An 11,499-nucleotide genomic window follows, 5' to 3' on the forward strand; every position below is an offset into this window, starting at 1 on the left:
CCGAACGCCGTCACGGCCTCGCGCACCGCGGAATCGTAGAGGTCGGGGATCTCCTCGATGGTGCGGGCCACCTTGAGCCCTCGGCCACCGCCACCGTAGGCCGCCTTGATCGCGACCGGCAGCCCGTTCTCCTTCGCGAAGGCCACCACCTCGTCCGGTCCCGAGACCGGGTCCTTGGTGCCCGGGACGAGCGGGGCGTTGGCCTTCGTGGCGATGTGCCGCGCCTTGACCTTGTCGCCCAGGGCGTCGATGGCGCCGGGCCCGGGGCCGATCCAGATGAGGCCGGCGTCGATGACGGCCTGGGCGAAGCTGGCGTTCTCGGCGAGGAAGCCGTAACCGGGGTGGACCGCGTCCGCGCCCGACTGCTTCGCGATGTCGATCAGCTTCTCCTGCACGAGGTAGCTCTCGGCCGGGGTCGCGCCACCGAGCGCATACGCCTCATCGGCGACCTTGACGTGCAGGGCGTCCCGATCCGGCTCCGCGTAGACCGCCACCGACCCGATACCTGCGTCCTTGCAGGCTCGCGCGATGCGCACTGCGATCTCACCACGGTTAGCGATCAGGACCTTGCTGATGGAAGCCATGCGTGGGACTTTAGCGCCTCAGCGTCGCTCCAAAATGTGCCGTCCGTGGCATTCCGCGCCACGGTGAAGTGAGGTCCGGCACACACCCGGGCGTACGTTGGCGTCATGGGTCTCTTCTCGCGCAGGAGCAGGGAGAAGCGCGCTGGTGCGGACGGTGAATCCCGAAGGGAGCCCGCTCCCGTCCAGGCACCACCGGTCGAGCTGCCGGAGGACGGCCGACCGGTCTCGGCGCCCCTGTCGGAGGTGGATCGATCGCGGATCGCGCGTGGCCTCGACACACTTGCCGAACGAGGCGTCGATGTCGACGACCTCGCGGCCGTCGGCGCGGCCTATGACCTCGCGTTCGCCGAGGCCCGGCGCGGTGACGGCCAGAGCGCCGCGGAGCTCGTGGAGCTGTTCGGCGTCGCCATCGGGGAGCACCTTGCCCGCCACAGCGCGCGAGGCTGGGCTGTCGTCACCGACGTCTTCGGCACCGACCTCGGCCTCGTGGACGCGCGCGGCGACACCGTCGTCGTTCCCCACAACCTCGTCGGTGCTCGCTGGATGAGGGGAGAGGTCGGATGGATCCCGGGCGTCGTCGGGCACCTCGTGACCCTCGTTCCCCGCACCGCGCGTCCTCCGAATGACACCTAGGATCCGACCATGAGCACCAACGCCGCTGACTCACGGAGCAAACGGGACCTCGAGGGCGGGATCAAGCGCGACTTCCGCCGCAAGCTGTCCTACGGGGACTACCTGCACCTGGACCTGCTGCTCTCCGCACAGCAACCGCTCAGCGATCCTCCGCAGCACGACGAGCTGCTCTTCATCATCCAGCACCAGACGTCGGAGCTGTGGCTCAAGCTGCTCGTCCACGAGCTGCGCTCCGCGAGAACGCTGCTCGGCCAGGACGATCTCGCCCCTGCGCTCAAGCGGCTCGCCCGCGTCAAGCACGTCCAGCACGTGCTGACCGACCAGTGGTCCGTGCTCGCGACCCTGACGCCCAGTGAGTACGCCGAGATCCGGCCCTTCCTCGCATCGAGCTCCGGCTTCCAGTCGGCGCAGTACCGCGAGGTGGAGTTCCTCCTCGGCAACAAGAACGCCGACATGGTCGAGGTCTTCGGCCACGATCCCAAGGCGCAGTCCGAGCTGCGGACCCTGCTGCACGAACCGAGCCTCTACGACGCCTTCCTCGCCTACCTCGCGCGGCGCGGCTACGCCGTACCGGAGGCGCTGCTCACCCGCGACTGGTCGCAGCCCTACGTCCACCACGAGGGACTCGTCGACGTCTTCGCAGAGGTCTATGCCGCGCCGCACGACCACTGGGGCGTCTACGAGACGTGCGAGGAGCTCGTCGACATCGAGGACAACTTCCAGCAGTGGCGATTCCGGCACCTGCAGGTGGTCCAGCGGACCATCGGCCAGAAGACCGGGACGGGCGGCTCGACCGGCGTGGACTTCCTGCGGCGCGCCCTCGACCTGACCTTCTTCCCGGAGCTCTACGAGGTCCGCACCCGCATCGGCAGCTGAGCACCACTGATTTTGGGTGGTATGCCGCTGAGCTCGCTTTCGCACGAAGGCGCGCTCAGCGGCATACCACCTCTTTCGTCCTGGTCAGCTGGTCTTGGCGCGGACCTGCCGTTTGATGCGCGCGAGCATCGCGGCCATTCCGCGAAGCCGCAGCGGGGAGACCGCCTCGGCCAGACCGAACCGCATGGGCACGTCATCGGGGACGGCCAGGACCTCCGCTGCGGTGAGGCCGTCGAGTCCCTCGTGGAGGATCCCGGCGAAGCCTCGGGTCGTCGGCGACTCCGCCGGCGCGTCGAAGAAGAGGTGGACGCCGCGATCGGTGAGCGACTCACCGTCGTCGACCTCGACGATGAGGAACAGCGGCGTCTGGCACTCGTCGACCCGCTCGAGCTTGTCGAGCTGGCCGGCGTACCGCTGGGGCAGATCCGGCAGCTCGTCGCTGAACTCCAGCAGCAGCTGCAGCTTGAGGTCGTTGGTCGCCGACCGGAAGTCGTCCGCGATCTCGGCCAACGAGGTGGGCAGCTCGGTGCTCGTCACCGCTCGATGGGCACGCGCACGGCGTTGCCCCACTCCGTCCAGGAACCGTCGTAGTTGCGCACCGACTCGAAGCCGAGCAGGTGGGTGAGGACGAACCAGGTGTGCGACGAGCGCTCCCCGATGCGGCAGTAGGCGACGACGTCGTCATCAGGGGCGAGGCCCTGCTCGCGAAGGTAGATGTCCTCGAGCTCCTCGCGGGACTTGAAGGTGCCGTCGTCGTTGGCGGCACGAGCCCAGGGCACCGACTTCGCGCCGGGGATGTGACCGCCGCGCATCGCGCCCTCCTGGGGATAGTCCGGCATGTGGAGCAGCTCGCCGGAGAACTCGCCGGGGGAGCGGACATCGACCATCGGCTTGCCGATGTGGTCCAGGACCTCCTCCTTGAACGCGCGGATCGGGGCGTCGTCGCGCTCGGCGACCGGGTAGGTGGCCGGCTTGGGCGTCGGCACGTCGCGGGTCAGCTCGCGACCTTCGGCGATCCACTTGGCCCGGCCTCCGTCGAGCAGCCGCACGTCCTCGTGCCCGAACAGGCTGAGCACCCACAGCGCGTAGGCCGCCCACCAGTTCGACTTGTCGCCGTAGATGATGACCGTCGTGTCCCGGGAGATGCCGCGCGAGCCCATGACCTCGGCGAAACGGGCCCCGTCGACGTAGTCCCGCGCCACCGGGTCGTTGAGGTCGAGGTGCCAGTCGATCTTGAGGGCTCCCGGGATGTGGCCGGTGTCGTAGAGCAGAACGTCCTCGTCGGACTCGAGCAGGACGATGCCGTCGGGGCCGCCGAGCCGGCCCGCCGCGATCTGCTCGGCGAGCCATTCCGTGGTGACCAGCCGCTCGGGGTGCGCGTAGGACGCGATCTTGGTCTCCACCGGCGTCGTGTCTTCGACAGTCATGGTGTCCATGGTGTCACGGTCAGCCGAACGCGAGACAGGGGGTGGTCATAACGCTTGGTTTTGCTTCATGCCCTGGAGGAGGTCGGTTCTGACTCGTCGAGGCCGTCGAGGCCGTCGAGACCGTTGACGCCGTCGAGACGGTCCAGGTCCGCCTGGCACCGGCGGGCGAACTCGCCGAGCTCGGCGATCGCGTCCTGGACGTCCTTGAGCCGCTGCTCGAGGTCGGCGCGACGCACGTCGATCTGGCCGAGCACGTACTCGAGCTGGGCGCGGCGCCCCCGCGGGGCATCGAACAGGTCGATGATGGTGCGGATCTCCTCGAGCGGGAACCCCAGCCGCTTGCCGCGCAGGATGAGGTTCAGACGGGTCCGGTCCCGCCGGTGGTAGACGCGCTGAGTGCCGCGGCGCTCGGGGGTGATGAGCCCCAGATCCTCATAGTGGCGCACGGCCCGATGCGTCACGCCGAACTCGTCGGCGATCTGCGCGATCGTCCAGGTCGGACCACTTGTCATGGGTCCGATCGTGCTTTACGTTTACGTAAGCGTCAAGTAGTGATCGAGGAGCGACATGTTCGAGCTGAGCCAGGAGCACGAGGACTTCCGCAAGGTCGTCCGCGACTTCGCCGAGAAGGAGGTCGCACCCAACATCGCGAAGTGGGACGCGGAGAGCCACTTCCCGACCGACCTGGTCCCCAAGATGGGCGAGCTCGGCCTCTTCGGTCTCGTCGTGCCGGAGGAGTTCGGCGGCAGCGCCCGCGAGGGACAGGGCGACTTCACCAGCCTCTGCGTGGCCATCGAGGAGCTCGGCCGGGTCGACCAGTCCATCGGGATCACCCTGTCCGCGGGCGTCGGGCTCGGCATCAACCCGATCCTCACCTACGGCGACGACGAGCAGAAGCTGCGCTTCCTGCCCGACCTCGTGGCCGGACGGGCCCTTGCCGGCTTCGGCCTCACGGAGCCTGAGGCCGGCTCGGACGCGGCCGCAACCAAGACGCGGGCCGCCCGGGACGGCCACGAGTGGGTCATCAACGGTGCCAAGGCGTTCATCACCAATTCGGGCACCGACATCACGTCCGTCGTGACGGTGACCGCGCGGACGGGCACCAACGAGGACGGCACCGCCCAGATCTCCGCGATCATGGTCCCGTCGGGTACGCCGGGGTTCACCGTGGAGCCCGCGTACCACAAGCTCGGCTGGCACGTCTCCGATACCCACGGTCTCAGCTTCGACGACTGCCGCGTCCCGCTCGAGAACCTGCTCGGCGAGGAGGGTGGGGGCTTCAAGCAGTTCCTCAAGACCCTCGACGACGGCCGGATCGCCATCTCGGCCCTCGCGGTCGGCTGCGCGCAGGCCTGCCTCGAGCTGGCCACCGACTACGCCAAGACCCGGATGGCCTTCGGCCGGCCCATCGGCGTCAACCAGGGCGTCTCCTTCCAGCTCGCCGACCTGGCCGTCATGGTCGAGGCTGCCCGCACCCTGACGTACAAGGCGGCGTGGCTCAAGGACGAGCTGCACGAGGGCCGCCGCTCCGTCAAGGAGGTCAAGCACGCCGCTGCGATCGCCAAGCTCTACTCGACGGAGGCGGCCGTGTCGGCCACCCGCATCGCCACCCAGGTCTTCGGAGGCAACGGGTTCATGGAGGAGTTCCCCGTGGCGCGCTTCTACCGGGATGCCAAGATCCTCGAGATCGGCGAGGGCACGTCTGAGGTCCAGCGCATGCTCATCGCGCGCGGCCTCGGCCTCCCGCAGTCCTGAGCTCGTGCGAATCAACAGGCAGGATGAGCCGTATGCCGCTGAGTGACCTCCCAGCCCAAGGCCCCTTCGCGACGGACTCCCTCCGTGACGACGTCCATGACGACGAGCGGGTCGCTGACGTCCGGGCCCGCCTCAACGCGGCCTGGACCGCATCGGAGCTGGCCCCGGACAAGGCACAGGCGAAGCTCGACGCGCAGGGCAAGATCTATGTCCGCGACCGGATCGCGTTGCTCTTCGACAAGGGGTCCTTCGTCGAGGACGGCCGGTACGCCAACGCCCTGCAGCGGGGGCTGCCAGCCGACGGCGTGGTGACCGGTCGGGGAACGGTGGATGGCCGGCCCGCGATCGTCATCGCGAACGACCCGACGGTCAAGGCGGGCTCGTGGGGCAGCCGCACGGTCGAGAAGATCGTCCGCGCCACGGAGATGGCCCTGCGCGAGGAGCTGCCCGTCTTCTGGTTCGTCGACTCCGCCGGGGCCCGCATCACCGACCAGGTCGAGATGTTCCCCGGCCGCCGCGGCGCCGGCCGCATCTTCCACAACCAGGTGGCACTCTCGGGCAAGGTGCCACAGATCTGCTGCCTCTTCGGTCCGTCGGCTGCGGGAGGCGCGTACATCCCGAGCTTCTGCGACGTCATCATCATGGTCGAGGGCAATGCCTCGATGTATCTCGGCAGCCCCCGGATGGCCGAGATGGTCGTGGGGGAGAAGGTCACTCTCGAGGAGATGGGCGGCGCCCGGATGCACTGCACGGTCTCGGGCGTCGGGGACCTGCTCGCGGAGGACGACGTCGAGGCGATCGAGCTGGCCAAGCTGTACTTCTCCTATGTGCCCGGAACGTGGCGTGACCGGCCGCCGAGCTACCACGCCGAGGAGCCGTCGGCGCCACTGACGAAGCACACCGTCCCGGAGCGCGAGTCCGTGCCCTTCGACATCCACACCGTCATCGACGGACTCGTCGACGAGGACTCGTTCTTCGAGATCAAGCCGCTCTGGGCCGGCGAGCTCGTCATCGGCTTCGGTCGCATGGACGGTGAGACGGTCGGCATCGTCGCGAACAACTCGATGGTCAAGGGCGGCGTCCTCTTCACCGACAGCGCCGACAAGGCCGCCCGTTTCATCTGGCTCTGCGACGCCTTCACCATCCCGCTCATCTACCTCGCGGACGTCCCGGGCTTCATGATCGGGTCGGAGGTCGAGCGCGGCGGGATCATCCGGCACGGCGCCAAGATGGTCAGCGCGGTGTCCTCTGCAACCGTGCCCCAGTTCTGCGTGGTGGTCCGCAAGGCGTACGGAGCGGGCCTCTACGCCATGGCTGGCCCGGGCTTCGGTCCGGACGCGACGATCGCCCTGCCGACGGCCCGGATCGCCGTGATGGGGCCGGAGGCCGCGGTCAACGCGGTGTATGCGAACAAGATCGCGGAGGTCGAGGCGGCCGAAGGCCCCGAGGCACGCGACGCCTTCGTCGCCGCGCGCCGCGCCGAGTATGAAGAGGACGTCGACATCGAGCGGCTCGCGGCCGATCTCGTCCTGGACTCGATCATCGAGGCTGACGAGTTGCGTGCGGACCTCGTTCGCCGGCTGGCTTATGCTGCCCGGCGTGACCGTCACTTCAGCGAACGCCGCCGCTCAGTCCCGCCGGTCTGAGCCCCGGCTGGCCGAGCGGCTCGAGCGCTGCGACCACGAGGCCGAGGCGAGGCAGCTCTGGTGGCGCCGCTTCGGGTTCTGGTTCCCCGTCGCGGTGTACGCGATCTCGCGGGTCTACGTTCTCATCGCCGGCATCCTGCTCGCCAAGGGCCAGATCGCGTTGCCGATCGGGCTGGAGCGCATCCGCATCTCGTACCCCCTGCCGGCCGACCCGGGCTACCTAGCCGCCATGACGAACTGGGACGGGCAGTGGTACCGCGTCATCGCCGAGGAAGGCTATCCACGGGTCCTGCCACGAGTCGGCCACGGCGGGATCGACATGAACCCGTGGGCGTTCTTCCCGGTCTTCCCGCTCACCGTCCGGGCGATCATGACGGCCACGGGACTGCCGTTCGACGTCGTCGGTCCGGTGCTCTCGACGCTCATCGGCTTCGCCGCCATGTTCCTGCTCTTCAAGCTCATCGACGAAGCGGTCGGCCGCTGGGAGGCCATTGTCGCAGTCGTGGCGACCTGCTTCTACATCGCCTCCCCGGTGTTCTCGGCCGCCTACACCGAGTCGGCCGCCCTGCTCCTCGTCGTGGCGATCCTGCTGCTCCTGCGGGCCAGGCGGTACTGGTGGGTCGCCGTACTACTCGTCGTCCTCTCCCTGACGCGGAACGTCGTCATCGCCATGGTGCCGGTCATCCTCGCCCATGCCGTGGTCCGCTGGCGCCAGCACGACGAAGGCCCGCACCCGGTCCGCTTCCGCTGGGGGATGGTGGCGCTGGCGGCCTGGGCCGGAATACTCACCCTGCTGTGGCCGACGATCGTGTCCGTCGTGACGCAGACCCCGGACGCGTACAACCAGACCATGCTCGCCTGGAACATCCAGACGAAGGTCAAGCTCTACATGTGGTGGAACCTGCTCTACACCTACTGGGGCGTCATCGGACAGGGCCTGGGCATCCTCGCGGTGGCGGGCTTCACCTGGTTCATGCTGTCGAAGCACTCATGGCGTTGGGGACCCGAGATCTGGGGCTGGGCCGGGGCCTATCCCGGCTACATCCTCCTCGTGACGAGCACGACGCCGAGCCGGGTTCGCTACGCCCTGCTGGCCTTCCCGATGACACTCATCATCGCGTGGTTCCTCAAGCTGAGGTGGTGGAGCCGATGGCGCTACTGGATCCTCGCGGGGATCGTCGTCGTCGGTGCCGTCCAGATGTGGTGGTGGCTCGAGCACTACCTCATCATCAAGAACCTCGCCGACGACCTCTATCCCTAGGCGACCCGGTGCGTTACGCGTCCCTCAGCGGGTGACGATGTCGAACCAGCCGATGCCGGCATCGGTCAGCAGGTCTCGCAGCAGCGGCAGCGACAACCCGACCACGTTGTGGTGATCCCCCTCGATCCCGGCGACGAACGGTCCACCGAGGCCGTCGATGGTGAACGCGCCGGCCACCTGCAGCGGCTCACCCGTTGCGACGTAGGCCTCGATCTCCTCGTCGGAGACCCGGGCGAAGTGCACCGTCGTCGAGGCCACCGCCCCGATCGTCGCACCGCCCGAGTCGCGGTCGTCGACGAGCCAGTGCCCGGTGTGCAGGAACCCCGTCCGCCCGCGCATCCGTCGCCACCGGGCCACCGCCTCGGCGGGGTCGGCCGGCTTCCCGTGCACCTCGCCGTCGAGCTGGAGCACGGAGTCGCAGCCGAGCACCAGCGCGGGCGACTCGTTGCGGCTCGCCACATCCTCGGCCTTCGCGCGGGCAAGGACCAGCGCGATGTCGACCGCCCCGAGCGGTCCATAACGGTCGAGGGCCTCGGCCACCACGAGGTCCTCGTCCACCTCGCTCACCACGACCGTGGGGTCCACTCCCGCGGCCCGCAGGGTCTTCAGCCGCGCCGGCGATGCGGAACCCAGCACGAGCGGGACGGGGCGGTCGGGCGGCAGCGGGCTCAGCGGCATACGACGGAATGTACGGCACGGGCAGCGAAACGGCGCCGCCCCCGCGAAGGGAGCGGCGCCGCCGGCGCGTCCAGCGGTCAGAACTCCCCGAGCACCGCCGCGCGCAACGTGTCCAGACCCACGCCGCCGATGTCGAGCGCCCGGCGATGGAATGCCTTGAGGTCGAAGGCATCCCCCTCACGCCGTTTGACCTCGTCGCGCAGCTGGAGCCAGAGACGCTCGCCAACCTTGTACGCGGGAGCCTGGCCCGGCCAGCCGAGGTAGCGGTTCAGCTCGAACCGCAGCGTCTTCTCGTCCATGAAGCCGTAGCGGGTCAGGTACGTCCACGCCTTGTCGTAGTCCCATGCCCCTCCGCCGACCTCCTCGGGAGCTTCGAAGCCACAATGCACCCCGATGTCGATGACGACCCGCGCAGCCCGAAGCGACTGCCCCCCAAGCCAACCCATGCGGTTGCCCGGGTCGTCCATGTAGCCGAGCTCGGCCATGAGGCGCTCCGCGTAGAGCGCCCAGCCTTCGGCGTGGCCCGAGGTGAACGACTCGAGGCGGCGCCACCTGTTCAGCAGCGCGGACCGGTAGACCGTCTGCGCGATCTGCAGGTGGTGGCCGGGGACGCCCTCGTGGTAGACGGTCGTCAGCTCGTTCCAGGTGAGGAACTCGGTCTTGCCCTTGGGGACGCTCCACCACATCCGCCCGGGTCGGCTGAAGTCGTCGCTCGGGCCGGTGTAGTAGATGCCGCCGGTCTGCGTGGGAGCGATCATGCACTCGATCCGCTGGACCGGCTCGGGGATGTCGAAGTGGACGTCCTTGAGATTGCGAATCACCTCGTCCGCGCGCTCCTGCATCCACGCCCTGAGCGCGTCCGTGCCGTGCAGCTGGTACGTCGGGTCGGCGTCGAGGATCTCGACTGCTCGCGCGACGCTCGCACCCGGCTCGAGGCCCTCCGCGATCTCCATCATCTGGGCGTGCAGGTTTGCGACCTCCTGCTGCCCCCAGGCGTAGGTCTCCTCGAGGTCGACCGTCGCGCCGAGGAAGGAGCGCGACTCGAGCGTGTAACGCTCCCGCCCGCAGGCGTCGGCCTCCGGGGCGTGCGGCAGCAGTTCCCTCTCCAGCCAGTCAGCCATGGTGCCGTATGCCGCTGACGCCGCGTTCGCCGCGGCCGCGAGCTCGGACTTGACGTTGCCTTCGAGGGGGCCGTCGGCTGTCTGCGCGCGGGTGAGCAGCGTGGCGAAGTAGCCGTCATTCGCCGTCAGGTCGCGCGCCTGCTCCGCGCAGGCGACAACCTGGCGTCGCGGCGACACCAGGCCGCGCTCGCGGGCCGCCCGGAGCGACTCCTGATAGCCCTCGAGGGCCGCCGGAATGCGGGACATGCGGACCGCGAAGGTCTGCCAGTGGGCCTCGGAGTCCTGGGGCATGAGGTCGAAGATGTCGCGTATGAGCTGCAGCGGGGAGGCCAGCACATTGAGGGCCATCTCCTCGAGCCCTGCAGCGTATCGCTGCTCGGCCAGCTCCAGCCGGTCGGTCAAGGCGACAATGGTCACCCGGTCGACGTCGTCCGTCGGCGCCGCCGTCGCCAGCTCCGCGAGCGTCGCCCGTCGCAGATCGCTGTGGGCGGCGTGCCCGGCAGGGGAGAAGTCGTCGAGCTCGTCCTCGCGACCCGGCAGACCCAGGTACGTGGCCTGGATCGGGCTGAGCTCGACCATCGCTGCGAGGTACTTCTCGGCGAGGCGGTCGACCTCGGTCTGGGGGCGCGTCGTGGGCGCCTCGGTGGTGGTGGTGTCAGTCACCGACCGAACGTATCCCAGCGCATGGCCACCAGGACAATGGAATCCGACCGAATCCAACAGGGAGGGCCGTCTAGTCGTCCTTGTTGTTGCCGTCCTTCTTCTTGCCCTTCTTGTCGTTGGCAGCGCCGTCTGCCGGATCACCGGCGTTCCCGGAGTTGCTTGAGTCGCCGGCGGAGACGACGAGGACGACGACGCCGTCGCTGGCGGGCTCGCCGGACGCCGGCCAGCTGCCGACGACGGTGCCCGGCGCGGCAGTGGAGGGAATGGGCGCGGTGCTGTAGCGCAGGTTCTCGCGCTCGAGAATCGCCTTCGCGTCGTCGGCTGTCGCGCCCGCCAGACCCTCGGGAACCACGACCGGCTCGACCCCTCCGGGCAGCTGGCCGCGACTGACGACGAGGACCGCGGTCTGGCCGCGCTCCATGACCTCGCCCTGCCGCGGGAAGGTGCCGATGACCTGTCCTTCGGGGGCGCCGGACCGGACGAGGGCCCAGCGGACGTTGAGCCCCCGCGAGATGAGATCGTCGACGACATCGGCTCGTTCGCGACCGACGGCATCGCGAGGCATGGCGGGACCGTCGGGGGTGTCCGGTTCCGTGGTCGTGGGCTGCTCTTCGATCGTGGTCGAGGGCGGCGTGACAGGCTGGTTGACCGGCTCGTCCCCCCGGTTCAGCGCCAGCGTGGCGGCTGCCGCGATGGCGACCGCGACCAGCGTGGCGACGACCCAACGCACGCGGGAACGGCCCTGGTGCGACCTGGCGGGAGCCTCGTCGCGCGCACGGTGTGCCGCGCGTGTGGCGTCGGCGCGCCCATGGTGTGCAGTCCGAGAGGCGTCGGCGCCGTCGTGGGGGTCAGCGG

11 protein-coding genes and 1 pseudogene are annotated in these 11,499 nt (G+C 69.1%); 5 read left to right on the top strand and 7 right to left on the bottom strand.

The window, feature by feature from the left end; all coding sequences use genetic code 11:
• Nucleotides 1-584 (bottom strand): biotin carboxylase N-terminal domain-containing protein (locus VIR15_RS17265; protein ID WP_331929994.1); only part of this gene is annotated, 584 nt, incomplete at its 3' end.
• Nucleotides 585-689: 105 nt separating this feature from the next.
• On the opposite strand from VIR15_RS17265, the gene VIR15_RS17270 reads away from it, so the two are divergent.
• Both VIR15_RS17270 and VIR15_RS17275 read left to right on the top strand, forming a co-directional pair.
• On the top strand, nt 690-1,217 hold the full coding sequence (locus VIR15_RS17270) for a DUF3806 domain-containing protein (RefSeq protein WP_331929996.1): 528 nt from the start codon (nt 690-692) through the stop codon (nt 1,215-1,217).
• 9 nt (nt 1,218-1,226) lie between these two features.
• Nucleotides 1,227-2,093 carry a tryptophan 2,3-dioxygenase gene (locus VIR15_RS17275; protein ID WP_331929998.1) on the top strand — a complete coding sequence of 289 codons (867 nt, stop codon included), beginning with the start codon at nt 1,227-1,229 and terminating at the stop codon, nt 2,091-2,093.
• Between the two features lie 84 nt (nt 2,094-2,177).
• Here VIR15_RS17275 and VIR15_RS17280 read toward each other — a convergent pair whose 3' ends face one another.
• From VIR15_RS17280 to VIR15_RS17290, 3 genes are all read right to left on the bottom strand, one after another.
• On the bottom strand, nt 2,178-2,630 hold the full coding sequence (locus VIR15_RS17280; RefSeq protein WP_331930000.1) for a SufE family protein: 453 nt from the start codon (nt 2,628-2,630) through the stop codon (nt 2,178-2,180).
• A complete protein-coding gene (locus tag VIR15_RS17285; RefSeq protein WP_331930002.1) occupies nt 2,627-3,520 on the bottom strand; it encodes a sulfurtransferase in 894 nt (297 codons plus the stop codon). Before VIR15_RS17285 ends, VIR15_RS17280 begins: the two co-directional genes overlap by 4 nt.
• Before the next feature lie 65 nt (nt 3,521-3,585).
• Nucleotides 3,586-4,032, bottom strand: coding sequence for a MerR family transcriptional regulator (locus tag VIR15_RS17290; protein WP_331930004.1), 447 nt, complete (start codon nt 4,030-4,032; stop codon nt 3,586-3,588).
• A gap of 55 nt (nt 4,033-4,087) precedes the next feature.
• Here VIR15_RS17290 and VIR15_RS17295 point away from each other — a divergent pair, with 55 nt between their 5' ends.
• From VIR15_RS17295 to VIR15_RS17305, 3 genes are read left to right on the top strand one after another with little or no spacing between them, the layout of a single operon-like run.
• Nucleotides 4,088-5,275 (top strand): acyl-CoA dehydrogenase family protein, encoded by a 1,188-nt coding sequence (locus VIR15_RS17295; RefSeq protein WP_331930006.1) that lies wholly within the window; start codon nt 4,088-4,090, stop codon nt 5,273-5,275.
• Nucleotides 5,276-5,307: 32 nt separating this feature from the next.
• Entirely contained in the window at nt 5,308-6,921 is a 1,614-nt protein-coding gene (locus VIR15_RS17300; RefSeq protein ID WP_331930008.1) for an acyl-CoA carboxylase subunit beta, read from the top strand.
• A complete protein-coding gene (locus VIR15_RS17305; protein ID WP_331930010.1) occupies nt 6,875-8,182 on the top strand; it encodes a hypothetical protein in 1,308 nt (435 codons plus the stop codon). Before VIR15_RS17300 ends, VIR15_RS17305 begins: the two co-directional genes overlap by 47 nt.
• Before the next feature lie 24 nt (nt 8,183-8,206).
• Here VIR15_RS17305 and VIR15_RS17310 read toward each other — a convergent pair whose 3' ends face one another.
• From VIR15_RS17310 to VIR15_RS17320, 3 genes and pseudogenes are all read right to left on the bottom strand, one after another.
• Complete coding sequence (locus VIR15_RS17310; RefSeq protein WP_331930012.1) at nt 8,207-8,860, bottom strand: nucleoside triphosphate pyrophosphatase; 654 nt, start codon at nt 8,858-8,860, stop codon at nt 8,207-8,209.
• A gap of 77 nt (nt 8,861-8,937) precedes the next feature.
• Nucleotides 8,938-10,644: a DUF885 domain-containing protein gene (locus VIR15_RS17315; protein ID WP_331930014.1), complete on the bottom strand. Its 1,707-nt coding sequence runs from the start codon at nt 10,642-10,644 to the stop codon at nt 8,938-8,940.
• A 70-nt stretch (nt 10,645-10,714) separates the two neighbouring features.
• Nucleotides 10,715-11,499 (bottom strand): annotated as a pseudogene (locus VIR15_RS17320) (PASTA domain-containing protein); the annotation flags it as partial.

Origin of the sequence: Intrasporangium sp. (assembly GCF_036566125.1) — a bacterium.
GTDB lineage: Bacteria > Actinomycetota > Actinomycetes > Actinomycetales > Dermatophilaceae > Intrasporangium.

Coding starts and splice junctions, on each gene's coding strand:
- VIR15_RS17270 (WP_331929996.1), top strand. CDS start 690: ATGGGTCTCTTCTCGCGCAGGAGCAGGGAGAAGCGCGCTGGTGCGGAC.
- VIR15_RS17275 (WP_331929998.1), top strand. CDS start 1,227: ATGAGCACCAACGCCGCTGACTCACGGAGCAAACGGGACCTCGAGGGC.
- VIR15_RS17285 (WP_331930002.1), bottom strand. CDS start 3,520: ATGACTGTCGAAGACACGACGCCGGTGGAGACCAAGATCGCGTCCTAC.
- VIR15_RS17290 (WP_331930004.1), bottom strand. CDS start 4,032: ATGACAAGTGGTCCGACCTGGACGATCGCGCAGATCGCCGACGAGTTC.
- VIR15_RS17295 (WP_331930006.1), top strand. CDS start 4,088: ATGTTCGAGCTGAGCCAGGAGCACGAGGACTTCCGCAAGGTCGTCCGC.
- VIR15_RS17300 (WP_331930008.1), top strand. CDS start 5,308: ATGCCGCTGAGTGACCTCCCAGCCCAAGGCCCCTTCGCGACGGACTCC.
- VIR15_RS17310 (WP_331930012.1), bottom strand. CDS start 8,860: ATGCCGCTGAGCCCGCTGCCGCCCGACCGCCCCGTCCCGCTCGTGCTG.